The organism is Paraliomyxa miuraensis (genome assembly GCF_026337845.1).
In the GTDB taxonomy this organism is placed as follows: domain Bacteria; phylum Myxococcota_A; class Polyangia; order Nannocystales; family Nannocystaceae; genus Paraliomyxa; species Paraliomyxa miuraensis.
This window is the reverse complement of the sequence record NZ_JAOVZF010000147.1, coordinates 119,232-144,101: the sequence shown is the minus strand read 5'-3', so window position 1 is coordinate 144,101 and position 24,870 is coordinate 119,232. Positions and strand designations below refer to the sequence as shown.

Annotated in this window: 18 protein-coding genes; 9 read left to right on the top strand and 9 right to left on the bottom strand. The window is 68.0% G+C overall.

Annotated elements, in window-relative coordinates; genetic code table 11:
- The first annotated feature begins 84 nt into the window (after positions 1–84).
- Genes OEB96_RS14155 through OEB96_RS14145 form a run of 3 tightly spaced genes read left to right on the top strand, consistent with a single transcriptional unit; the run spans position 85 to position 6,061 of the window.
- Positions 85–2,676, top strand: coding sequence for an AAA family ATPase (locus OEB96_RS14155; RefSeq protein WP_266216202.1), 2,592 nt, complete (start codon positions 85–87; stop codon positions 2,674–2,676).
- Positions 2,673–5,234 carry a vWA domain-containing protein gene (locus OEB96_RS14150; protein WP_266216201.1) on the top strand — a complete coding sequence of 854 codons (2,562 nt, stop codon included), beginning with the start codon at positions 2,673–2,675 and terminating at the stop codon, positions 5,232–5,234. Before OEB96_RS14155 ends, OEB96_RS14150 begins: the two co-directional genes overlap by 4 nt.
- A gap of 59 nt (positions 5,235–5,293) precedes the next feature.
- Positions 5,294–6,061, top strand: a complete 768-nt coding sequence (locus OEB96_RS14145) for an alpha/beta hydrolase (RefSeq protein WP_266216200.1) — start codon at positions 5,294–5,296, stop codon at positions 6,059–6,061.
- A 21-nt stretch (positions 6,062–6,082) separates the two neighbouring features.
- Here OEB96_RS14145 and OEB96_RS14140 read toward each other — a convergent pair whose 3' ends face one another.
- The gene (locus OEB96_RS14140; RefSeq protein WP_266216199.1) at positions 6,083–7,231 is read right to left on the bottom strand and encodes an asparaginase domain-containing protein; all 1,149 of its coding nucleotides are present in this window, start codon (positions 7,229–7,231) and stop codon (positions 6,083–6,085) included.
- Between the two features lie 101 nt (positions 7,232–7,332).
- On the opposite strand from OEB96_RS14140, the gene OEB96_RS14135 reads away from it, so the two are divergent.
- The 6 genes from OEB96_RS14135 to OEB96_RS14110 all read left to right on the top strand — a co-directional run bounded on the left by OEB96_RS14135 (position 7,333) and on the right by OEB96_RS14110 (position 15,455).
- Positions 7,333–7,632: a hypothetical protein gene (locus tag OEB96_RS14135; RefSeq protein ID WP_266216198.1), complete on the top strand. Its 300-nt coding sequence runs from the start codon at positions 7,333–7,335 to the stop codon at positions 7,630–7,632.
- 34 nt (positions 7,633–7,666) lie between these two features.
- Positions 7,667–8,581, top strand: coding sequence for an EamA family transporter RarD (gene rarD / locus OEB96_RS14130; protein ID WP_266216197.1), 915 nt, complete (start codon positions 7,667–7,669; stop codon positions 8,579–8,581).
- An 89-nt stretch (positions 8,582–8,670) separates the two neighbouring features.
- A complete protein-coding gene (locus OEB96_RS14125; RefSeq protein WP_266216196.1) occupies positions 8,671–9,528 on the top strand; it encodes an SPFH domain-containing protein in 858 nt (285 codons plus the stop codon).
- Positions 9,529–9,549: 21 nt separating this feature from the next.
- Positions 9,550–10,230, top strand: a complete 681-nt coding sequence (locus OEB96_RS14120) for an SIMPL domain-containing protein (protein ID WP_266216195.1) — start codon at positions 9,550–9,552, stop codon at positions 10,228–10,230.
- Positions 10,231–10,428: 198 nt separating this feature from the next.
- The gene (locus OEB96_RS14115; RefSeq protein ID WP_266216194.1) at positions 10,429–12,471 is read left to right on the top strand and encodes a M2 family metallopeptidase; all 2,043 of its coding nucleotides are present in this window, start codon (positions 10,429–10,431) and stop codon (positions 12,469–12,471) included.
- Positions 12,472–13,283: 812 nt separating this feature from the next.
- Entirely contained in the window at positions 13,284–15,455 is a 2,172-nt protein-coding gene (locus tag OEB96_RS14110; protein WP_266216193.1) for a hypothetical protein, read from the top strand.
- A 150-nt stretch (positions 15,456–15,605) separates the two neighbouring features.
- On the opposite strand, the gene OEB96_RS14105 is transcribed toward OEB96_RS14110, so the two are convergent.
- The 8 genes from OEB96_RS14105 to OEB96_RS14070 all read right to left on the bottom strand — a co-directional run bounded on the left by OEB96_RS14105 (position 15,606) and on the right by OEB96_RS14070 (position 24,712).
- Positions 15,606–17,885: a serine/threonine-protein kinase gene (locus OEB96_RS14105; RefSeq protein ID WP_266216192.1), complete on the bottom strand. Its 2,280-nt coding sequence runs from the start codon at positions 17,883–17,885 to the stop codon at positions 15,606–15,608.
- Positions 17,886–17,905: 20 nt separating this feature from the next.
- Positions 17,906–18,838, bottom strand: a complete 933-nt coding sequence (locus OEB96_RS14100) for a hypothetical protein (RefSeq protein ID WP_266216191.1) — start codon at positions 18,836–18,838, stop codon at positions 17,906–17,908.
- Positions 18,839–19,251: 413 nt separating this feature from the next.
- Complete coding sequence (locus tag OEB96_RS14095) at positions 19,252–19,809, bottom strand: hypothetical protein (RefSeq protein ID WP_266216190.1); 558 nt, start codon at positions 19,807–19,809, stop codon at positions 19,252–19,254.
- A gap of 22 nt (positions 19,810–19,831) precedes the next feature.
- On the bottom strand, positions 19,832–20,659 hold the full coding sequence (locus OEB96_RS14090) for an AHH domain-containing protein (protein WP_266216189.1): 828 nt from the start codon (positions 20,657–20,659) through the stop codon (positions 19,832–19,834).
- Positions 20,660–21,040 (bottom strand): DUF4150 domain-containing protein, encoded by a 381-nt coding sequence (locus OEB96_RS14085; protein ID WP_266216188.1) that lies wholly within the window; start codon positions 21,038–21,040, stop codon positions 20,660–20,662.
- 21 nt (positions 21,041–21,061) lie between these two features.
- Positions 21,062–22,195: a hypothetical protein gene (locus OEB96_RS14080; RefSeq protein ID WP_266216187.1), complete on the bottom strand. Its 1,134-nt coding sequence runs from the start codon at positions 22,193–22,195 to the stop codon at positions 21,062–21,064.
- On the bottom strand, positions 22,192–23,238 hold the full coding sequence (locus tag OEB96_RS14075; RefSeq protein WP_266216186.1) for a DUF2169 family type VI secretion system accessory protein: 1,047 nt from the start codon (positions 23,236–23,238) through the stop codon (positions 22,192–22,194). The genes OEB96_RS14080 and OEB96_RS14075 overlap by 4 nt, the downstream gene beginning before the upstream one ends.
- A gap of 76 nt (positions 23,239–23,314) precedes the next feature.
- On the bottom strand, positions 23,315–24,712 hold the full coding sequence (locus OEB96_RS14070; RefSeq protein ID WP_266216185.1) for a hypothetical protein: 1,398 nt from the start codon (positions 24,710–24,712) through the stop codon (positions 23,315–23,317).
- Positions 24,713–24,870 lie beyond the last annotated feature (158 nt).

Genomic DNA, 24,870 nt, shown 5'->3' with positions numbered 1-24,870 from the left:
GGCAACGTACCATCCGGTTCGGGGTGAGCGCGAGCGCTTGTCCACGCCGAGCCCGGAGCCCTATGCTGATCTCCGGGTCACTGCATGATCGCTCCGTACGATCCCGATCACCTCGAGACCTCGATCCGTCGGTTCCGGGCGTTCTTCTCCGAGCTGCACGAGACGTTCGTGGAGCGAGGCAGCGTGCTGACGCAGTGCGGGCTGGCCCTGCTCAGCCGGCAGCACGTGCTGCTCACGGGGCCTCCCGGCACGGCCAAGAGCCAGCTCGCGGCGCTGGTGCTCGGGCGCATCATCGACGAGTCGACCGGAGCACCCAGCCTGTTCTCGCGACAATTCACCGAGAACACGGTGCAGACCGATCTGATCGGATCGATCGACTTCAAGACGCTGATGGAGTCGGGCCGCACCGAGCACTTCACCGACGAGGGCATGCTCGGGTCCGTCCACGCGTTCCTCGACGAGGTGCTCGACGGCCGCGACATGCTGCTGCGCTCGACCCTCAACATCTTGCACGAGCGCGAGCTCAAGCAGGGCGGCACGATCGCCAAGGGGCGCATCGAGTGCGCCTTCATGACCAGCAACCGCTACATCGCCGAGGTGCTCGACTCGGCGCGCGAGACCCTGCTGGCGTTCATCGATCGCATCAGCTTCATCAGCTTCATCCCGCGAGGCTTCTCCAGCGTCGACAGCATGCGCACCGTGGTGCGCCGCCACGGGGGGCGCTTTGGTCGGCACCGGCCCTCGGCCTACCTCTCGGTGCAGGACCTCGACGTGCTCCAGGCCGCCGTCGACCTCACCTACGTCCCCGAGGAGATCTGCGACGCGGTCACCGAGCTGGTGGCATCGCTCGATGCCGAGCTCGCCGAGGCGCGACGGGCCGACCCCAAGTTCCAGCCCACGCGCTATCTCTCCACCCGCAGCGCCGTGCTGGCCACCGACGTGCTGCGAGCGGTGGTGGTCTACGACAAGATCTTCAACCGGCCCGATCGCTCCTTGCAGGTCGCGCACGATGATCTCGGGTGGCTGCGGTACTTCTTGCTGCTGAACGGGGTGCCGCGAGAGGCCATCGCGGCCTGCATCGAGCGGGAGACCGATCCCCGCGAGCGGCGGCAGCTCGACATCATGGCCACCGAGGCCGAGCTGTTCGAGCTGTGCTTGCGCAAGCTACCTCGCGTGGCCGCTCGGCCCGAGCCGCGGCGGCTCGAGCTTCGCGATCTCCAGGCCATGACCATGAAGGCCCGTACCTCGGGCGATCCCGATGCGCTCGCCAAGGCCGTCGACGCGCTCATCACCGCCACCGAGAGCGGCGCCACCGATGCCGGCCAGGCGGTGCGCATGCTGGTCGACACGGTGGGCACCCTGTCGAGCCAGGCCCTGCGTGCCGGGCTCGCGCCCTCGCTCGAGGGAGAGGAGCCGCTGACGGTCGTGACGCGCCAGCTCGGCGAGATCGCCGACGAGCTCGAGCGGGGCGCCGGCCTCGGCCGACCTCTCGCGCAGTGGTTGCGCGGCCGCCTGCTGGGCTTGCTCGACGATGCGCTGCGGCTGTCGGTGGTGCCCACGGCCGCCACCGTGGAGCTCTTGGCCAGCAGTCCTTCCATCGAGGCGATCGCTGCGCAGGTCACCGGTCGGCTCGACGACCTCGGGCGGCTGGGAGCCCTGCGACGCCGGCTGCAGACCAGCGGCGCCACCATGCCCCCCACCGAGGAGGGCGATCCCTGGAATGAAGCGCTCGCCAAGCTCGAGGACGAGCTGGTGCTGCTGTGGGACGCGAGGTTTCGCCTCGCTGCGGTCGCGCTGCTGGGGCGCTCGGCCCAGGTCCCCCTGTCTCAGGTTCTGCACGAGCTCTCGCCCCTGCTCGAGGACCTGCACGCGGACGCTCGCCGCCTCGGCGACCTGGGTCGCCCCTGCGAGCTGGTGCGTCGCGTGACCGGTCATCGCATCGAGCCCCTGGTGGCGCGAGCGTTCGAGCGCCTCGATGGCCGCGATCGTGCGGGGGTGATCGAGCAGGTCGAGGCCGTCGTGGCCGAGCTGCGCACGGCCGGGCTCGATGACGTGATCTCGGCCGATCGATTCGTGGCATGGACCGTGCCCGCGCTCGTGCGTGACGAGCCCAGGGTCTCCGAGGAGCGCCCGGCGGTGCTGAACCGGCGTGACTACGATCAGGTCCGGGCTCGCGAGGCGCCCGTGTGCATCACGGACACGCTCGTGCGCGTGGCCACCGGCACCCTGTCCGTGACGGGCCTGCCCGTCGACGATCCGCCGCGCGCGGCCGAAGCCGTGTGGCAGGTGCTGCGCAGCCTCGACGAGCCGTGGCGCGAGCAGGTCGTGCAGCTCGACCTGGCTCGCATTCGGCGGGGCATCGAGGCGCTCGAGGCCTGGTGGGTCGGGCTCGGCGAGGCAGCCAAGGCCGCCGAGGACGAGGCCGGCACGGTGGCCCTGCTCGAGGCGGCGGTGCGCTCGGGCTATCTGCGAGCGATCCGAGGCGATGGCGAGCCGCTGCGCCTGGCCGCCGAGGTCGGCCACCTCGTCGAGGCGTTCCCGTCGTGCGTGCCGCAGGGGTCCCGGCTGCGCGCACGCATCGAGGAGCTCGACGCCACCAGCACGCGGGTGATGGTCGCCCGCCTCGAAGATCGCTCCAACCGGGCGTGGTCCGAGGCCCTGGCGGGCTCGACATGAGCCAGCTCGATGGCGAGCTCGCCGAGCTCGGGCGTCGGATCGAGCGGCTGACGCTCTCGCCCGCCTCGATCTCCGCTCCGCTGACGCGGCTGTTTCGCCCGCTGCTCCATCGCATCCGCTGGAAGCCCAGGACCGAGGTGGAGGCCCTGCGCGCCCTGGTCAGCACGCTTGCACGGGCTCGCCAGGAGCCCGCCGCCCTCGATGGCTGCGGCAAGCTCCTGCGGCGGGCCCGCGGCGAGCTCGAGGACAACCTGCGCCAGGTCGAGCGCGCCACCGTGATCCGCCAGCGCGCGCTGCTGTCCTACGCGGCATGGCTGCGGCGCTGCTACGAGCTGCTGGTGGTGGCCGAGCGCGCCGTGCCGGGCCAAGGGCGAGAGGAGCCCGATTCCGACGCGCTGATCCTGGCCACCCTGCGCGACGACTCGATGCTGGTGCCGCCGCTGGCCATGGGCAAGGCCCGTCCCGGGGTGGAAGGGGGTTCGAAGGCCGACGAGGACGACGAGCCCGAGCCGCTCGCCGATCCCACCCGGGTGCTCGAGCTTCGGCTCGACACCATCGATCACCTGATGACGGCCGCTCGCGAGGAGGACGCGATGCTCGGCCGCCGCCGACGCCTGCTCGAGGCTGCGCGGCAGCTGCTGCTCGAGACCTCGGCCGCACTCGCGCTCGACGAGCATGGCGTGCAGGAGCGCCTCCAGGCGATCTCGCGGCAGATCACCCGCCTCAACCGCTACGAGGCGGCCGGCCTGCGACCCGACGCGACGCTGCTGCACCAGGCCCGCACCGCGCTGTCCCGTGGAGAGCGCGACACGCTGTTTGCGGCGCTCAGCGTGCTCCGCCGTCACGCGGTGGACGTGGGCGACGCCGAGGCGGTGCGCCTCGGCAGCACCATGATCGATCGGCTCGTCGGACGCCCGGTGAGCTCCGAGGGCGAGCACGCCTCGTTGCTCCGCTCGGGCCACGAGATCCTCGGGTCACGCGTGGTGCGGGCCATCGAGGCGGCCTACGAGCACGCGCGCACCAACGAGAAGCTGCTCGACGGCGAGACCGATCCGTTCGTGGTCTCGCTGGTCGAGCGCTACTACGCCCCTGGCCACGAGCGTGCCGCCCTGGCCCACGCGCTGTCGGTCGACGGTTGCTTCGAGGTCGGCGGGACCCTGTCGCCCACGCGGGTCGTCGAGGAGTTCATCCGGCACGCCGTCGTCCCGTTCCCCACCCAGCGGCTCGAGCTGGTGCCGGCACAGGGTCCCTCCGACGTGGGCATCGCCGTGATCCACGATCCTCGCACGATCATCATGGATCTCGCCGCGGGACGGCTCCTGGCCCGCCGCTTCGTACGCGAGGAGGTCGACACCCGCACCCGGACGGTGATGCAGGGCGAGGTGCGCGTCTACCTGCTCGATGGCTCGACCTCGATGATGGGCTCCCGCGCCCGCATGCGCGATGCAATCCTCGTGGCCGAGCTCGCCACCCTGATCGAGCGGCTCGAGAACCCCCGGCAGAGCACCCGGGTGGTGCTCTACTACCGCTACTTCGACACCGAGCTGGGGCCCGTCCATCGCGTCGACACGCCCGGCGGTGCCCTCGAGGCGATCCACGACGTGACCGCCACCCCCCGCCGCGGCGGCACCAACATCGAGGGGGCGCTCCTGTCGAGCATGCAGCTCATCGGAGAGGCCACCCAGAGCGACCACGATCTGGCGCGCGGACAGATCGTGCTCATCACCGACGGGGAGGCCCGGGTCGGCGAGCGCAGGATCCTCGAGGCGCGACGCCGGCTCGGGTCGATGCCGGTCGGGATCAGCGTGATCGCACTCGGCCAGGAGAACGAGGCTCTGCGCGAGCTGGTGGCCCACCAGCGCGCGGCCGACGAGCGTGCCTTCTACCACTTCGTGCCCGACGCCCAGCTCGAGCGGATCTCGGAGGGGCGCATCGACGACGAGCTCGTGCACCTGCCCACGGTGCCTCATGGGGGCGGCGAGCGCCTCGACCAGCAGCTCGGCGTCGTGCTCGAGGAGCTCGTCGACCTGCGCCGCAGTCGGGAGGCCGAGGCGCTGCGCGAGCTCGATCGCATGGATCGCGAGCGTCGGATCGAGCGCGCCGAGGTCGAGGCCGCGGGCGAGGGCGAGCGCGCCCGACTCGAGGCGCTCTACCGCGACGACCTGGCGCTGCAGCGGCGCTACGAGCGATGGTTTCCGCGCCCGCTGGTCGCGACCATCGAGGTCCCATCCGCCCCTTCCGGCTCGGTCGCGCTCGAGCGCCCCGTGCCTCCCGAGGGCACCCTCGAGCGCGACGACCTCGACTCCGCGCTCGTGGTGCTGGCCACCATTGCCGAGGTGGTCGAGACCGTGGGCAGCCAGCGACTGGGGCGAATGGCCGACGCGGTGGAGTTGCTCGAGCGGCTGCTGCCCGACGCGCGCCTGACCCCCGCGCGCTACCACGAGGTGCTGCGCTCCCATCCCCGAGCGATCGCGGCGGCGCTCGAGGCGGTGCACCGAGCCGCACGCTCGGGGCTGGGCTGGCAGCTCGAGGGTCCTCGCCCCGCGCTGGGCGGATGACTCGAGCATCGACTCGTGTCGCTGCACCCTTTGGCAGGGGCTCGGCTCTCACGTCCCCGATGCGACGACTCCGGATCGCAGGCCTCGTGGCGGCACTCGCGGTCCTCGGGCTCGACCCGGGGCACGGCCGGGCCGCCATCGCCGCGACGCTCGAGTCTTCGCTGGCCCATGACGAGCTCGTGACCGGTGGTGTCGACTTCGAGGCGACGCTCCCGATGGTCGTGGTGCTGCACGGCCGCGGTGGTGGAGCGGGACGACTGCGCACCGTGCTGCGCAGTCTCGACGTTCCCGCGCGCGTGGTGATGCCGTGGGGCTCGGTGCGCCTGGGTGACGGTCGGCCGGCGTGGTTCGGACCCCGGGCGGACGGCCCGGCCCAGGACGCGGTGGCCGGCGCGGTCGGGGAGGCCACCGACGACCTCGGCGCGCTGCTCCAGCGCATCCAGGACCGACGTCCCACCTGCGGCAAGGCGATCGTGGTCGGCTGGTCGCAGGGAGGGGTGCTCGCGTTCTCGCTGGCGCTCGAGCACCCCGAGCTGCTCTCGCGCGCGATCGCGGTCGCGGGCACGGTACCCGAGAGCCTGATGCCCCACACGCTCGAGCCGCACGCCCCGATCATCGCGCTGCACGGCCAGCAGGACGCCCGCGTCTCCTACCAGCACACGCGCAACGTGGTGCAGCGGCTCGAGGCGCTCGGCTACACCGTCGAGCTGCACGGCTATCGCCACGGCGGCCACGAGCCCGATGCGGCCATGCTCCGCGAGGTGCGACGCCTGGTGACCACCGAGGTACGACGGGCCCAGGCCCAGTGCAGCCGCAGCCGGCGGTAGTCCCTCGGCGTCCCGGCACGGTCAGTGCTCCGCGAACACCAGCCCCCGCGTGGGCCCCGACTCGGCCCGCAGCTCACCCCGCAGGTTGCGCTGCATGAGCACCTCGACCTCCTGCTGCGACAGGCCCAGCCCCAGCAGGTAGACGAGCTTGGCCTGCGCGGCCTCGGGGGTCATGTCGTAGCCGCTGATCGCTCCGGCTTGCTCGAGTCCCGACGCGCTCTGGTAGGCGTCGACGTTGACCGACCCCTGCACCACCTGCGTGCCGTCCACGATGACCACCCCGCGGTCGTGGGCGCGGCGCAGCGCCTCGAGGAACGAGGGGGTGGACGGGGCGTTGCCCTCGCCGAACGCCTGCAGCACCAGCCCGCGCACGGGGGGCTCGGTGGCGTCGAGCAGCACCTCGATCGCATTCGAGGTCTGGATCCCGGGGTAGAGCACCAGCGACAGCACCGAGAACCGCGGCAGCGCCTGCTCGATCGCCTCGAGGCGCGCCGCCACGCGTGCTCGGTGCTCGGGTCGCTGCATCGAGCTCTCGATCGGCGGTGGCAGCCGCACCAGGCTCTCCGACACGTCGATGGTGATGCCCGCCGTGGCCAGCGGGGGATAGTTGGGCGAGGCGAAGCCCTCGAAGGCGCTGGTGCTCACCTTGGCCGCCCGGCAGCCGCGATAGAGCGCCACGTCGAAGAACAGTCCCACCTCCGGCACGCCCGAGGTGGCCGCGAGCTGCATCGCGGTCACCAGATTGCGCAAGGCATCCGTGCGGGTCTGCGCCAGGGGAACCTGCGATCCGGTCACGATGACCGGCTTGGCCAGCCCCTCGAGCAGGAACGCCAGCGCCGACGTGGTCCACGCCATGGTGTCGGTGCCGTGCAGCACCACGAAGCCGTCGTAGTCCGCGTAGCGATCGAGGATCCGCCGGGCGATCATCACCCAGTCGTTCGGCGTCATGGCCGAGCTGTCGATCGGCTCGTCGAAGGCATCGAGCACGTAGTTGATGCGAAGCTCGCGATCGTCGAGCGGATGCAGGGTCAGGGTGGACGAATCGAACCCAGGCATCGTCTCGAGCAGTCTCTGCAGGCGGGACGCCGGCATCGGCGCCAACGGTCGACCATCCATGCCGATCGTGCCGCCGGTGTAGAGCACGTAGATCTGCGCAGAAGTCTTGCTCATGTTCGGGGCAACGGTCGCACGACCGCCGCGGAGGTGCCTAGCAGCGAGCCATGGGGGTCCATGCGACCCGCATCGAAAAACGAGGTATCGTGGGCCTCGGCATGCCGCAGGCCGCCATCGCTCCCGCTCCCGCTCCCGCTCCCGGCCCCACGTCGGCGCCGGCGTCGTCCCGCCTGCCGTCCCACGTGTGGCGCATCCTCTACCGCAAGCTCCGGGTCCGCGAGGCATGGTCTTGGATGGACGAGCGCCTCCACCTCTACGCGCTGCGCGGCAACACGTACGAGCCCATCGCGCGCAGCGAGGTCCTGCCGGGTCTCGATCACGAGCTCCTGCTGCGCTTCATCGACTCGTTGTCGGTGACCAAGGCCGTGCGAGAGTTTCCCGCGGCCCTTGCCGGCTGAGCGGTCCCATTCTCGACCTCGGGTCCCAGGCCGCATGTCCGTGCGCACGCCCGATCGCTCGACCCCCGATGCCACCGCGGCCGGCCTCGGCTACGCCCTGCTCGCCTACGGCGCGTGGGGCCTGTTCCCGCTGTTCTGGAAGCAGGTCGCGGAGATCCCCGCGCTCGAGCTGGTCGCCCACCGCGTCACCTGGGCGTGCGTCGCCTATCTCGTGCTGGTGCTCGTGCGTCGCCGCGGGCGCGAGCTCGTGGCGGGTCTTCGCGATCGCGCCACCCTGCGCACCATCGTTCCCGCCGGCCTGCTCGTCGGCATCAACTGGCTCACCTTCATCTATGCGGTGGCCACCGACCGAGTGCTGCACGCCAGCCTCGGCTACTTCTTGAACCCTCTGGTCAGCATCGTGCTCGGCATGGTGTTCCTGGGCGAGCGCATGCGTCGAGCCCAGTGGGTGGCGGTGGCGCTGGCCGGCGTGGGCGTGGCGTTCATGGCGAGCCTCGCCGAAGGCCTGCCCTGGATCGGCCTCGTGCTCGGGCTCACCTTTGGCGCCTATGGGCTCATGCGCAAGATCGCCCCGGTCGACGGCCTCCTGGGCGCCACCATCGAGTCGGTGCTGCTCGTCCCGGCCGCAGTCCTCTACCTCGTGATCCTCGCCCTGGACGGCACCGGGGCCATGGGTCGCATGGGCACGGGCACCGATCTCTTGCTGCTGACCGCCGGGGTCATCACCGCCGCACCCCTGGTGTGGTTTGCCAATGCGGCGCGCCGTCTGCCGCTGCGAACGCTCGGCTTCATGCAGTACATGGCCCCCACCGGCCAATTCGCCCTGGCGGTCTTGGTGTTCGGCGAGCCGCTCACCTCGGTGCATCTGCGCGGATTCGGCTGCATCTGGGCGGGGGTGCTGCTGTTCACCGTGGAGTCGTGGTGGGCATCGCGGCGGCGCACCGCGTGAGCCTGGCCAGGTTTGCCGTCCCCTCGCCTCGCACGACGTTCCACCTCGTCCCTTGTCGCCGCCTGGCGTCGGGCGTACTCCATTGCCCCGTGCCGTACCGCAACGACGAGGTCAAGGATCTGCAGGTCGCCCCCAAGTGGGAGCTGGTGCCCACCCACGAGGAGGCCTACGGGGGCTTTCGGCTGCCGGGGGTGCTCATGCTCCTGTTCTCGCTGCCGCTGCTGTTCTTCTTCGGCATCGGCATCCTCTTCATGAGGGGCCTGGTGCTCGTGGAGCCCAACGAGAGCAAGGCGGTGCTCCTGTTCGGCAAGTACAAGGGCACCATTCGCACGGCGGGCTTCCACTGGATCAACCCCTTCACCACCCGCCGCCACGTGTCGCTGCGGGCTCGCAACTTCGACAGCACCAAGCTCAAGGTCAACGACCAGCGCGGCAACCCCATCGAGATCGGTGCCGTCGTGGTGTGGCGGGTCAAGGACACGGCCCAGGCGCTGTTCGACGTGGACCACTACGAGAGCTACGTCGCCGTGCAGACCGAGTCGGCCATTCGCACCACTGCGGCCAAGCACCCCTACGATGCGGCGTCCGACGGCGAGGTCTCCCTGCGCGGCGACTCGGCCGAGGTCAACGCCGAGCTCATGGCCCAGCTCACCGAGCGCCTGTCGCATGCCGGGGTGGAGATCCTCGAGGTGCGGCTCTCGCACCTGGCCTACGCCCCGGAGATCGCCGGCGTGATGCTGCGCCGCCAGCAGGCCGAGGCCATCATCGACGCCCGCCAGCGCATCGTGGAGGGCGCGGTCAGCATGGTGAAGATGGCGCTCGACGACCTGCGCGACAAGGACGTGGTGCACCTCGACGGGTCGCAGACTGCCACCCTGGCCAGCAATCTGCTGGTCGTGCTGTGCTCCGAGAGCGATGCTCAGCCCGTCGTGTCGACCGGGGCCTGAGCTGATACCGTGGAGCCCCCGATGTTCGTCACCCAGTCGATCCAGCGTCCCAACGGCATCAGCGTGTTTGGCTCCTACGTGCTGCGGGTCGAGCCCAACGTGGCCCTCACGACCTTCGCCGTCTCTCGTCTCGAGCCCGAGCCGGCGGCCGCGTTCGCGGGGACGCGTGCCGCCGTGGCCGAGGTGCGCGCCTACCTGCAGCAGGCCGGCGTGGCCCCGGCCGACGTCCAGACCTCGCACGTCACCCTGTCGGCCGAGCACGATGGCTACGGCAAGGAGCGCGTGTTCCGGGGCTACCAGGCGCGGGTGAGCCTGTCCGTACGTCTCACCGACCTCGGCCGCTTCGAGGAGATCCTCGCGGGCGTCGTGCAGGCCGGTGCCAACCAGATCGTGAGCACCGAGTTCCAGACCACGCGCCTGGCCGAGCTGCGGGCCCAGGCTCGCCGCGGTGCGTTCGCGGCCGCCCGCCGCAAGGCCGAGCTCTACGCCGAGGAGGCCGGGGTGCGCGTGGGTGACGTGCTGCACGTCGAGGACGCCAACCCCGACAACCTGCGCGGCCGCGAGAGCCACGGAGCCGACGTCGATCTCGAGAGCGAGGGCGACGCGATGCAGCCCTCGGCGCCCGGCAGCATCCAGGTGCGCGCCGCGGTGCAGGTCGCCTTCGCCATCCTGCGCACCAAGGCCCCGAGCGGCTTCGCCTGAGCCCGGGGACGACGACCCGAGCCCCGCTCGACGCCCCTGTGCCACGGTCCCGTAACGCGGCCGGTTGACACCCACGAGACTTGGCCCCCGACCGTCGCGGGACCGGCGCAAACCCGCTCTACGCGGTTCGTGGCTCGATCTCGCGATCGGCCGTGGGGCGCGTTGCCAAGCGCGGTTTGCGGGCGATAGCGTCCGCGCATGTCGCCCCACCGCTCGTTCCGCTCGATCTCCACGTTCTCTGCGTCTGCTCTCGCTTCGACCCTGCTCGCGCTCGCCTGTGGTGGTGGAGCGGAGAGCAAGCCCGGCGACGCCAAGGCCGGCGCCAAGGAGGCCAAGGTCACCGAGACCAAGAAGATCACGCTCGACACCAAGGATGGCAAGGCAGGTCCGTCGCTGCAGGGCAAGGCCGGCACGCCCGAGGAGGCCACGGCGTTCATCACCGACGTCGACGCCAAGCTGCGCGCACTGTGGACCAAGTCCGCCGAGGCCGAGTGGGCCAAGGCCACCAACATCACTCCCGAGCACGAGGCCGCGGCCGCGGCCGCGCAGGCCGAGGTGATGGCCTACGAGACCAAGACCATCGGCGAGGCCACCCGCTTCGATGGGGTGAAGGCCGAGCCCGACGTGCGGCGACAGCTCGACCTGCTCAAGCTCACCTCGACCCTGCCCGCGCCCGACGACGACGCCAAGCGCAAGGAGCTGGCCACGATCGCCACCGGCCTCGATGCGGCCTACGGCGCGGGCGAGTGGTGCCCCGAGTCCGCCGGCACGGCCAAGCCCGGTACTGAGCCCGCTCCCGAGCCCGGTACGGAGACGGCCAAGCCCGCTGCCGATCCCAAGGCTTCCTCCGAGGGCTGTCTCGATCTGGGCGAGCTCTCCGCGATCATGTCCGACGAGGCGGCCAAGCCCGGTGATGCGCGCAAGCAGCTCGAGGCGTGGGAGCGCTGGCGCACCGTCTCGGTGCCCATGCGCGAGAAGTACGTGCGCTTCGTGGAGCTCGGCAACGAGGGCGCCAAGGCGATCGGCTTCTCCGACGTGGGCACGCTGTGGCGCTCGCGCTACGACATGAGCCCCGAGGCGTTCGAGCAGGAGGTTGGTCGTCTGTGGGGTCAGGTCCAGCCGCTCTACGAGGCCTTGCACTGCCACGTGCGTGCCAAGCTGCACGAGAAGTACGGCGACGCCGTCCCCGAGGATGGACTCATTCCCGCGCACCTGACCGGCAACATGTGGGCGCAGGACTGGGCGGCGCTCTACTCCTGGCTCGAGCCCTACCCTGGCGAGCCCAGCCTCGACGTCACCAAGGCGCTGCAGAAGGCCAAGTACGACGAGATCAAGATGGTCAAGGCCGGCGAGGCGTTCTTCACCTCGCTGGGCATGAACTCGCTGCCGCAGACCTTCTGGGAGCGCTCGCTGTTCCGGCAGCCCGAGGATCGCAAGGTGGTGTGTCACGCCAGCGCCTGGGACGTGAACTTCGACAACGACCTGCGCATCAAGATGTGCATCAAGATCGATCACGAGGACTTCGTGACGATCCACCACGAGCTCGGGCACAACTACTACTACAACAACTATTACACGATGCCCGTGCTGTTCCAGAGCGGGGCGCACGATGGGTTCCACGAGGCGATCGGGGATGCGATCGCGCTGTCGATCACGCCGGCGTACTTGAAGGAGATCGGGCTGCTCGACGAGGTGAGCAGCAGCGACAAGAGCGTGATCAACAAGCAGATGCAGGACGCGCTGCAGAAGGTGGCGTTCCTGCCGTTCGGGCTGTTGGTGGACCAGTGGCGCTGGGGGGTGTTCGCGGGCAAGACCAAGCCCGAGAGCTACAACGCCGACTGGTGGACGCTGCGGGCGAAGCTGCAAGGGGTGGGGGCTCCGTCGCCGCGCGGGGAGGAGTTCTTCGATCCCGGCGCGAAGTACCACGTGCCCGCGAATACGCCGTACATGCGGTATTTCTTGGCGCACATCATCCAGTTCCAGTTCCACAAGGCCATGTGCGAGGCCGCCGGGCACACTGGGCCGCTGCACGAGTGCTCGATCTACGGGAACACGGAGGCCGGGAAGAAGCTGAAGGCGATGCTGGCGATGGGGGCGAGCCGGCCGTGGCCGGAGGCGATGGAGGCGCTGACCGGGACCAAGGAGATGGACGGGGCGGCGTTGATCGAGTACTTCGGGCCGCTGAAGGGGTACCTGGACGAGCAGAACGCCGGGCGGACCTGCGGGTGGGCGGCGGAGTAGCGGGACGGGAGCGGTTGGTTGGCGACGGGATCGGACCATCGTGGGTCCCGTCGCCGACCGAGTGGATTGGGTTGGGTGGATTGGGTTGGGTGGATTGGGTTGGGTGGATTGGGTTGGGTGGATTGGGTTGGGTAGGTGAAGATCGGTGAGTAAGTGGCCCGTTTGGTCTTGATTGGTGGACGACGATGATTCGAGTGGCACGATGGTGACGGATGCCATCGCCACTGTGGTGTACTCGAGTGGATGAATTCCTGAGAGCATGACCCGTTGGAACCTTGACCGGCGTTGCGGCTCCACGCACCATCGGCACGATGTCGTCGTATGTTCGCAACCCTCGTTGGGCGTTGCTGTGCATGGGGCTGTTCGGTTGGGGCGGATGCGCCGACGTACCCATCGTGCCCGCAACGGAAACCGATTCTACTGGAGCCACCACCTTGGGCTCGAGCTCGGGTGGGTCTGGCGTCGATACGGGTGAGACCGGGGACACCGGGGAAACCGGGGACACCGGCGATACTGGAAACACCGGTGATACCACCGACACCGGCTCCACGTGTGGCAATGACCTCGTGGAGGTCGGTGAAGCCTGCGATGGAATGGATCTTGGCCGTGAGGACTGCCTGAGCCAGGGCTTCCAGGGCGGCACGTTGGAATGCCTCGCCGACTGTAGCGGCTACGACGTCTCGAATTGTAGCGAGTACGCGGGGCAATGCTGCGCGCCCAATCCGACGCCGGGGTGCGAGGATCCACAGTGCTCGGCGGCGGTCTGTGCGGCCGATGCGAGCTGCTGTGACTTCGCGTGGGGTGCATCGTGCGTGGAGGTCGCCCTGGGTGAGGTCGCGTGCCAGAGCACGAGCGTCTCCTGCCCCGAGCTCGGTGATTGCTGCCAGAGCAACGGCACTCCTGGCTGCGAGGATCCGCAGTGCACCGAGGCGGTCTGTGACCTTCGGGCGGAGTGCTGCACCGAAGGATGGACCGGCCCCTGTGCCTTCGAGGCTCCCATGCTGGCGCCCTGTCGCGGCGTGGGCTCCTGCCCCGCGTCCGTGTGCGGGGACGGATTCGCCGATCCCACCGAGGTCTGCGACGGTGCCGACCTGCAAGGGCAGGGCTGCACCGCGCAGGGCTTCGATGGCGGAACATTGGCATGCCTCGGCGACTGCTCGGGATTCGATACCTCCGGCTGCGCGGGCTTCAGCGGTGCGTGCTGCCAGGCGCACGTGAGCCCGGGCTGCGACGATGATGAGTGTACGGCTGCGGTGTGCGCTACCAACCCGTTCTGCTGCAACGGTTTCTGGGACAACCTGTGTGTGGTCGCCGCCATGGCGACGCCCGAGTGCTTCGGGACGGGCGTACCCTGCCCGGGGGCGGTGTGCGGCGACGGTGTCGCCCAGGCGGGAGAAGCCTGTGACAACGGCGATCTTCGCGGGGAGGATTGCATTACGCAGGGCTTCGATGGCGGTCAGATCGGCTGCCTGGACAATTGCTCGGACTTCGATGAGACGGCGTGCGGCATATTCGGAGGCGATTGTTGCTCTGCCAACGGGACTCCGGGGTGTCAAGATCCGACCTGCACCGCAACCGTCTGTGCTGCCCTGCCGCACTGCTGTGACGTCGCATGGGATGAGGCATGCCAGGCGTTCGCAAGTACCGCGCTACTGTGCCAAGGCGTAGGCATGGATGACTGTCCTCCTACCGTGTGCGGCAACGGAGTCGTTCAGCAAGGTGAGGAGTGCGACGGAGGCGACCTGGACGGGCAGAGCTGTGCGACGCTCGGAATGGGATTCGGACCCCTTCAGTGCGATGCAAACTGTGAGTTCGACACGTCCTCGTGCCCTGACTTCGGTGGTGACTGCTGCGTGGCCCACGTAGCCCCCGGTTGTACCGGCGGAGCGTGTACGGCCGCCGTTTGTGGCATCTTGCCATACTGCTGCGACGTTACGTGGGATGCTGCGTGTGTTGCCGAGGCGATGAATCAACCATTGGCATGTCATGGGGTGGGCCCGTCCTGTCCTGGGGTGTCTTGCGGAAACGGTCAGGTGCAGAGCGGAGAGCTGTGCGAAGCTTCCGATCTCAACGGAGAAACCTGCGGCACTCAGGGATTCGGAGGAGGTACGCTCAGCTGCAACGCGATGTGCAACGGCTTCGTGACCACCGGTTGCCACACGGGAGATTGCTGTGCCTCTCACGGCGGCCCTGGATGTGGCAATTTCGAGTGCGAGTCGGCCGTTTGCTTCGACCATCCATCCTGCTGCACGCTCTGGGACAACAGCTGTGTCGTGGCTGCCACGAACGAGCCGCTGTGCCAGGGCGTTGGAACCTGCCCGGCCGTCGAGTGCGGCAATGGCGTCATTCAGGAGGGTGAGACCTGCGACGGGGCGCAGGTCGGGGGTGAAGACTGCCTCTCGCTCGGCTTCGTGGGCGGCAATCTCGAGTGTCAGGACGACTGCTCGGGCGTCGACACCGACACGTGCTGGAGCGGCGACTGCTGCATGGCCAACGGCACGGCCGGGTGCGACGACGAGGAGTGCACCGAAGCCGTGTGCGCTCTCGATCCCTACTGCTGCAACGAGACATGGGATGCGATCTGCGGTGACGAAGCGATCGTGGAGCCAGATTGTCACGATGATGGCGACGACGTGAGTTCCTGCCCCAGCCCGGTGTGCGGCGACGGCTTCGCCGAGGGCAGCGAGGTCTGCGACGGAGCCGATCTCCAGGGTGAGACCTGCATCTCACAGGGCTTCGGTGGCGGCGCGCTCGCATGCGATGGCTCCTGTGAGGAGTGGGATGAGTCTGCCTGCTTCATGGGTGACTGCTGCAGCCCGCACGGAGGTCCAGGGTGTCAGGATGCCGAGTGTGCGGCCGCCGTTTGTGCACTGGGTGCTGCCGGTGCGCTGTGCTGCACCGGCACGTGGAACCAGTGGTGCGCCGAAGCTGCCCAGACGATTCCCGAGTGTGTAGGAGTCGGAGGCAGCTGTCCGTTGATCTGATCCCGCGGGCCGTTCGGGTGAAGGGCCCGCGTCGCTCGGTCGGGCGAGGTACTCGCCTCGCTCGGCCGGGCGGGTCAGGTGAGGAGCCCAGCTCCCCAGCCGGTCACGGCAAGCGAGACGCTCACCTTCGGGGCCTGCCTGCCCGTGAGATCAGAGCTTCACGTTGATGATTGGCATGCCTCGCATCGAGCCGGTCGCGGGGAACTTTGCGCCCTTGACGACCTTGCGCACGCACTCGTTGCGATCGCTGTTCGGCCGCACCACGGGGCTGAGCACCTTGCCTGCGGTCGAGATGGCGCCCTCCACCTGGATGGCCGTCGTACCGTCGGCCTTGCACTTGGCGATGACCTTGCTGCGCAGGTTGTTGGCGACTTGCGCATCGGTCAGCGGCTTCGCATCGGCTCGCGTGGGCTTTTCCTTGGGCTGGGGCTTCTTCGGCGGCTTCTTCCGCGGGGCAACCTTCTGCTCGAGCACCTTGGGCTCGGGCGGAACAGGATCGATCTCGGGCTCGGGCTCGGGCTCGGCGGTCGGCTCGGGTTCGGGCGAAGCGACTTGCTCGGGCTCGGATGGAGCAGGATCGGACGGCTCGTCGTCGATGCGCAGCTCGGGCTCGGGGGGCTCGTTCTCGGGTAGCTTGGTCGCGTCGGGGGGCACTTCCGCCTTCGAGCTCTTGGTCTCGAGCGCGACGGCCGTGTCATCATCCGGCGGATCGTCGGACGATGCGCCCAGCCAGATCAACGCCGCCACGAGCGTGACCGCCACCATCGAGGTCGCAACCAGGGCTCCAGTGCGTCGATGGGTGGATTCATCCTCGTCGACCAACGAGAACGACTCGGACACCGGCTCGCCACCGATCGAAGGCATCGGCGACAGCTGCTGTGACGACGACTGCGGCTCGTGGCTCACCGCGGCAAACGACGGCGCCGCGGGTGAGGGCTGCAAGGGGTTGGGCTCGACGGTCGTGGATCGTGGGGCCGCCCAAGGAGTCGAGACATCGATGGGCGTGGACACGACGGTCGCGTCTTCCACGAGGGGCACCCCCGGCGCTGGACCGGGTCCACTCCGCGGTGGGGCGGCGGGTGCTTGGGCCTTGGCGAACGAGGCAGATCCATAGTCGAGGGGGCGAGCGACGACGGTGGCTCCTTCGACCGCCGCATGTGCGGTGGGCTGCGTCATCGGTTGCGAGGTTTCGAACGTGCTTCGACCGGGTGCCGCGCGGCTGGGCGCGGGTGGTGGCGTGCGGTTCGGTGGTCGCGACGGGGAAGGGGCCGCGGACGACGATCTGAGCGCGGCCTGCACCTCTTGGCGGCTCGCTGGTCGCGATGCGGCAGCGGACGGCGATCTCGGCGCGGGCGAGACCTTGTGGTGACCGGGGGGCTTGATGGCCGGCGGCCTGGGTCTGGCGATGGAGGCGCTCAGGTGCTGGGTGGCTTCGACCGCCGGAGCTCCGCGGGGCCTCGTGAGCAGATCGTCGGCTTCCGCTCGTGGCGGTGCCTTGGGGGACATGCGTAGAGGTGGAGGCCGCCTCGGTCCACCATCGGCCGGTCCGTCGAGCCCTCCGTCCCGAAGGGCATCGCGGAAGTCCTTCATCGACGCGAACCGATCATCCGCCTTCTTGGCCAGCGCCTTGAGGATGATTGCCTCGACGCCTTCGGGGAGCGAAGGCACCTTGTCGCGCGGACGAGGAGGGCTCTCGTTGACGTGCTTGGCGAGGATCTGGAACGCCGTGTTGCCCGCGAACGGCAGCTCGCCCACCAGCATGCGGTACATCATCACGCCGATGGCGTAGACGTCGGAGCGTGGATCGTTGGTGGTCCCGATCGCCATCTCTGGCGCCATGTAGCCGACCGTGCCGAAGATCTCGTCCGTGGAGGTGAGCCCCTGCGTCTCCTCGCCCACGTTGCCTGCGAACTTGGCGATCCCGAAGTCGAGCACCTTGATGAAGTCTTGATCCTCGAGCCCCGGTGCTTCGACCAGGAAGCAGTTGGACGGCTTCATGTCGCGGTGCACGATGCCGGTGGAGTGGGCGGCCTCGAGCGCCGACGTGGTCTGGACCAGGATGTGCTGCACCCGCGGCCATGACAGCTGCGGCTCGGCCTCGAGCACCTCGCGAAGATCGCGTCCCGTGAGCAGCTCCATGACGAAGTAGACCCGCCCCTCGACGGTCTCTCCGAAGTCGGAGATGTCGACGACGTTGGGGTGCTTGACTCGGGTGGCCGCCTTGGCCTCCCGCAAGAACCGCTTGCGGGCGATCTGCTGCATCGTGAACTGCTGCCGGAGCAGCTTCACCGCAACGCGCTTCTCGAGCGCCGTGTGCTCGGCCTCGTAGACCGCGCCCATGCCCCCGACTCCAAGCAGGCGGATCAGGCGATAGCGATCGAGGACTTGACCGCTGAGATCGGGCTCGAGACCTGGGTTCGCTGCGTTCACGCCTCCACCACCTTCCTTGCTCAGAATCTGCGGCTGAGCGCCACGCCTGCGCCGTGTCGATCGAAGTGCGGGACCACGGTGGTCCTCGCTTCCACGCCCTTGCTCGGGGCGTGGCCCTTGCGGTTCAAGGCGAGGAGCACGGCTCCAGCCGTGGCTGCAGCTGCGCCCACGCTGACCAGCACGGCGCCCGTGATGCGAAAGCGCTGGGCCTTGTCTTCTTGCTGGGCCAGGTAGGCCGCGCGGGCCTCCGTGCCCTCCTCCATGCCTGGCGTGAGGTCGGCGAAGGCCGATGCTTCGCGTCGCACGGTCCACCAACCGGTCAGCACTCCGGCTCCGGCCGCCGCGGTGATGCCTCCGCCGACCGCGAGTCCGACGCCAAGCCAGCTGGGGCGGTGCTTGGCGTTGGGTGGGGGAGGTTGCGTGGGCTCGGGGGTGCCGTTGGCGTGGTTGCCATCCGTGGAGCTCCCGCTCGACGACACCTCGTCGGGCACGGGCGTGGGGGTGGCAGGGCACTCCTTTGGAGTGGTCTTCTTTGGTTTTGGCGTGGGAGGCTGCTTGTCCTCGGCCCGCGAGCGCGCTTGCTGGAGCTCCTCGATGACGGACGCTCCCACTTGGTCCGCGCCGCCTTCCTGGGCTGCGACGCTCGCGAGGAACTCGTCGACGAAGACGGTCTGACGCTCGAGCACCAGGGGGTCGGGGTTCTCGTCGTGCAGGAGCTCGAACGCCGTCATCGCGTTGCGTACTGCGAGCGCGCCGACGTAGGAGACTCGGTCCGCGAGCGGCAAGCTGTAGTAGGCGGCGCTGTACCTGTCGGCGGCCTCGCGATAGTTGCCTTGCTCGCGCGCCGTGTCGCCCTCCTTGAGGAGCTTCTCCGCACGCTGGGCGCTGGGTGAAGCGGCGAGGATCCAGTGGGCGTGAGAAGGGCTCGGCCACAGCGAGAGCACGAGGACCATCGCGCAGAGCGAGCGCAATGGGGGACGGGCAACGCGAGCAGCATTGCGTGATGAAGGATGAGGGGATCGTCTAGACGACAGGCGCACGAAGGGATCATAGGGCGTGGTTGTGGCGTGGGGAAGCTGAATGTGCAGGGTAGCGTTGCGTGACGCATGAAGAAGTGCTCGAAATGGCATAATGAGGCCAATCAACTGCGGCTTCATCGCATGACCCAGAAGTGTCGTGGTGGACCGGGCCAAGGTGCCATATTCGGTTCAGGTGGGTCGCGGAGGAGCGAGGTGAAAGCATTCTCTCCTCCTGAGGTTGTGTAGGGAGAAGCCGGCTTTTTGATCTCGATGCAAGAATGTCGATGGCGTAGCCCCGGATCCCGGACAACGACTCGTCCAGGGCTGCGTTTGCCTATGCTGTCAGATCAGCCAATCCAGTCTGCCGGATCAACGAGGCTCAGGCCGCCGATCCTTGCGAGGGGCCCTCTGAGCCTCTCATCTACTACGATCCCTGAAACGCATTCTGCGAGACGGAACATTAGGAGTCCGTGGGCCTTGGCTTCGTCGATGGCAAGCTTGTCGAAATCGACATCGACTAGAGGTCGCCCATGGGCTTGGTAGTCCGAATTTGGAAAGTCCGTTGCTGCCACGAGACCGATGATATTGACTGCGTGATAGCCGCTGAGCAGAGTGCTGTTTCGAGTGTCAAGTAGTTCGACTTCGAATGACTGGAAGTTATCGACTCCCATGCCTCGAATGGTCTCGATCATGTCGGAACGGAATACAGGAATCCCTTCGTCGATCATCGGCGGGATCACGTGTTCTGGTTCCCCCATAACTTCAAGTCTTAATGGTGACGGAAGGACGTCACTGGGCATGAGTGATCCCGAAAGCCACGAGAAATTGACGAAGCGTGGAACCTCCCGCAAGGTGACGTACTCGACCGATGCGCTCTCCCAACACTCAAGCATGAAGAATGGCATTCGAGGCTCCTGGTCTGGATTGCTACTTTTTATTGAGCCCCTTGGCTACGGCGCTCAGTTTCGTTCGGGCTTCTTTCTCGGTCAACCCCTCTTTGTAGACCAGGGCCCATCGGGAAGTGAAGACGGGCATCCGCCAGTTCTTTGGGGAGCCTTCGAGCAGGCGGCGAAGCCTGCTTGCAACGCTGTTGAGACGCGGTACCAATTCGTACGGAGGATTATAGGGCTTGCTCTCGTCCTGTCCCATGCAGTGCTCATGGTCACAGCCAGGAGAGAGCTTTGCATTTGTTCGTCTATCGAGTCGTTCTGAGATCTTATCCAAGCACTTGACGACGAATCTCGAGTAGGCTACGTGACGGTCATGGAATTGGGCTGAGGTCGCTTCCATGGCTGCGCGTGCGTAATCTTGCTTGGATCCGTAGCCCGCCCATGGACTCCCACCTTCTTTGTAGCCAGTTGAGCCTGGAAGGCTAACCCCGTTCGTCGGGTGATTGACGTCATAGCCGATGTTTTCCTTGATATGATCGAGGCTCTTGTCGACCCATTTCTTGAGTTCTGTCTTGGGCCAACTCTCGTCCCCTGGAATCAGATGGTGAGGAGAGTTTCGGAGAGATTCCTCATTGTCGTTCACGATGATTGTCTGTGTGTCCGAGATGTGATCGCTTTCCATGTTCTTGCCGAGGAGGTTTGCATCATTTGCCCCGCCCGCCGGAGGGAATACGTTTGCCCTATCCTTTAGTTCCATTTTCTCATGGGAGAACAAGCACTCATCTTGCTCGGAGGGAGGCACTACGATTGCGATTGTTTCGCCCACTTGAGTCATTGCCTTGCTTCCCGTTGAAATGCTCGTCATCTACCCCAGCATGTTCTTGCTATTATGAAACAGCGGATCCCCAAGCCGGCACGCGTTCTTCCCGTCGATCTTCACATCGAACGAGTACAGCATGAACTCCGCCGCATCTCGATTCACACCACTCGCCACCCCTCCGGCCGTCCCCGCCTCGTCCCCGGATGACTTGCTGTACTTCGCCCCCTTGACCATCGGCATCTCGCCGTCGCACTTGACGGTGGTCGGGCCGCTCGAGGTATCCGAGGCCTGTGCGATGTTCGGGTAGGGGATCGGGATCGGCCCGGCCGGAGAGGGCGTCTGGCACACGTCCGGGAACACGATGCTCATGCCCCCGCTGCCCTTGTGCGCGATGCCACGACAGTTTGCGAACGTCTTCTGTGCCACGATCCCTCGCTCCTTCTCGGCCTACGCCGCCCTTGCGATCAGCGCTCCGCGCTGCTCTTGCTCCGAGGAGGCCCACACCAGCGCGGGCCCCTCGACGGTTCCTTGTCGCATGCCCAGCACCGCGGCCACGAGCATCATCGGCGCCAGACCGGCGCCGGCGTCTCCGGTGTACTCGGCCGAGTGCTCGATCCGCAGTGGATCCGCGAAGCGCTTGCGATTGCGCAACTGCGCCACGCCCCACTCCTTGGCGTGCAGGCTCTCCCCGGTGAGACCGGCCATCACCAGGCGCACGGGCTGTGCTGGCCCGGCGAGCTCCCTGAACGCGTGGCCGAACGCCTCGGCGAGTCCCTCTCCCAGGTAGGGCTGCTCGCTGTAGCGATGCCCGGGCTCACGCCCCACCCCCACGGCATCGATCCACGCCAGCGCCTTCAGCCCGTAGCGCTGGCATGCGTTGTACGACGCCACCAGCACGAACGCGGCCGCCTCGCCAGGCGTGAATGCATCCTGCACCCCGAAGGTGAGCAGCCGATCCTCTTGATCGAGGCGGGCCAGCCGATAGAGGTCGAGGTAGCTGTCCACCCCGCCGACGACCGCCAGCTCGGCCCGTCGCGCGCCGATCACCTGTGTCTGCGCATGTCGTAGCGCCTCGAAGAACCCCGCGTGACCCGTCGGAAACACCCGGCTCGTGCCGAGATCCACCGGCACCCCGGCTTGCAGTGCGAGCTGGCCCAGCATGCGCCCGGTGAGGATCTCCGCACGCCCCGGCGAGGGCTGCGGCCCGGCGACCAACAGCGGCGGCAGCGGAGCGAGCCCGTGCGGCAGCACCTTGGAGGAGAACCGAGGCTCGCGCTCGCCCGGGACCGCGTCCTCGACCACGTCGACGTCGAGCACCTCTTGCAAGGCAGGCCCAGCCAGCCGCAGCAGTCGCCGCTGCAAGGCGGTGAGCCCGAGCTTCGGGTCCTCGAGCGGCTCGACCAGCGGTGGCAGCACGTCGATCGGAAAGTGTCCCATCACGATCGGCTCGAGCCGCTTGTCCATGATCGACGTCTCCACCTTGCGCGGCACGCCGGCCCACAGCGAGGCCGAGGCTTGCTCGGCGTCGAGCCCCACGGGGCAGAACAAGCCCATGCGCAGGATCGCGAGCGCCTCGCTCATGCGGACCTCCGCTCCGGGACCACACCCTCGATGCGCTCGAGGGCGATGTCCACCTGCTCGACCTTCAGCATCTTCTTGTCGACCGGCAGCGATGCCCGCCAGCTCAGCGAGAACCGCTCCTCGGTGGGCTCGAGCACCACCGTCTCCAGCCGAGGCTGAGGCCGCTGTCGCTTGCCGGCCACCGTCACGTCGAGCCCGAGCGCACAGCGAGGCAGGTCGAAGCGCTGTCGCCCGCGCGGATGGAAACCACTCACGGCCACCGGCTCGCCACCCGCCAGACCCCGCGGAAACCACAGCTCTTCGGTCGCGGTGGAGAGGAAGCGACGATCGAAGTCCCGCGGAAGGTACGGCGCTCGGGTGCTCTCCCACGCTTCGTCGTAGGTGCCAGCGTACTGCACCCGCGGAGCCCACGAGGGGGCGATGGGACCGAATCCCACCGGCTTGCCTCGCGAGCTCGGACCCTCGATGGGAGACCGGGGATCCTCGACGTTGGGCGCGGGTTGCCCCAGCAGCTCGTGCGCGGCTCGCTTGCCCAGGAACCCGCAGCCCACCGGATTGCGGGGCTCGGCCAGGAAGGTGCCGCCGTTCGGGTCGAGCACGTGCTTGCCCCCGAACGCGCGCTCCCATGTGACCGGCAATCGCACGAACGACTTGGGGCGGGTTGGTCGTACGCCGCCAATCCCCTCGGTCCAGTAGCGCTCGCCGACGACGCGCGCCTGCTTGTGCTGGTTGGCGATGCCCACGCTCACATCGACCGCCGTGACGGGCCGCTCTCCGAGTGCGCAGGCCTCACCAACCACCACCACGTCGGTGCCGAGCTTGCAAGGATGCGCCTCCGAAGCACGACGCAGGCTCGATTCTCCTGGCTCCCCCCAGTATTCGTCGGCCAGTATCACCGGCTGCTGCTCCTCCGCAATCGACACGCCCGAGGCCGTGCAGCGAAACGTGCCCTTGACCACCACGAACAGCGTGTCCACGCCGTCGCAGTCGGGAAAGCCGAACATCTCCGCCACGAATGGCGATGTATTGCGAAGCTGTAGCACGTACGCTCGCGAGTCTACGCCCTTCTTCGAGTGATGCCCACATCATAGTGGAAGGTACGTTGGCGCCATTCGAGGGTCACCGCGGCCGCGTTCGTGTGCCCATGCTTCGTAGCGGCCGCCCCTCGAACACCCACGAGCCTGGCTCGATTCGTAGCCCTCGTAGAAGCTCACGCAGCTGTCCGATCGCACGGCGCTGCTCGGTCACCAGGAGCCGTGTCGAGTATCGCTGTGGCACCCGGTAGCGGATCGAGAGCTCCACTGCCATGGCCTCGCGAAGCTCCGGTCGCAGCGTGGTTCGCCCCAATTCCTCGAGCACCTGGAATGGATCGTACGGGACACCCAGACGTGCCCGTGCTCCGGCCTGGCGCAGGCAGGCTGGCCCTTGCGTGTCGATCCACGCTTTCCAGCGCTCTGGCGAAGTGGGCAGTCGCATCGCCAGCAATCCCGCCGACTCGTCGTTCTCGTCGTCCCCGTCGCCCTCGTCCGCATCGTCGACGAGTCGAGTCTCTTCATGGAGCGGTGCCCCTGTAATAAGGTAGAGCGCCTCGGCGGCGGCCTCCCCCAGCGCGTCCTCGGCCAGAGCCTCGAGCAGCATCGGGATTGCCTCCGTGCACCCGAGCAGTCCCAGGCCGTGCAGCACTTCGGGTCGTCGCAGATGTCGTGCCGCCGCGGCGAGGTAGGGCAACGCCTCGGCTCCCGCGGTGAGCGCCAGAGGCACGGCGGCCCAGGGCTCGGTGCCGACCACCTGGCCCAGGTAGGCCACCGCATTGCGGGGGTCGGCGCATGCGATCGCGGTAATCGCAGCGCCGCGTACCCGTGACTCCTGGTCACTGGTCACCAGCGCGGAGAGGGTCGGCAGCGCCTCGGGGACCAGCAGCCGCCCCACCGCTTCGGCCGTGGCCGCCAGATCGCCCACGCGATCCTCGAGCACACCCAGAAGCAGCTCTCCCAGTGCCCACCTTCGCAAACCCACCACCGTGGCCAGCGGTCCGAGCGCGTCCTCGGGGGCCTGCTCGTCCTCGAGGATCGCGGCCACCAGCTCTTGCCACCGCGGTGGCGCATCCCAGGTGAGTGCATCGGCCACCGCGGCGGCGCGCTTGGGCTCTTGCCAGGGGAGCGCCTCGACGAGCTCGTTGAGGGCACCGGCCTCGTCCCGCCGGCACAGCACCCGCATCGCGGTATGGAGTTCGCCTGCGTCTCCTTCGGTTGCTCGTTCATGGCACTCGCCGAGCACCAGCCGGCCCCCACGCTCGAGCGCCATCACGTGGGCTTGCGTGCGTTCCTCGAGCTCGGCCCATTGGTCGAAGGACAAGAGGTGGCCCTGCACGTGGAGCACCTCGCGGCGGGCGTACAGCCACGATGCCTCCGACCAGTGGTGATCGAAGATCTCCCTCGTGAATTCTACGGCCGCCGGGGGCAGGCGACGCAAGGTGTCGTCGAGTGACACTGCGACTTCGTCCGAGTCGATGATCACCTTGCCCAGTCGATGGAGTCACGTCAAGTTGCCCATTTGGGCAATTGTTCGATCGGTGAAATGAACACGAAAAGTGATCGTCGCGCACCACCCGCGGGAATCGAGCGCTATGATGATGCCGGATCGCCGATGGACTACGGCAGTCCGAGGATGTCTCA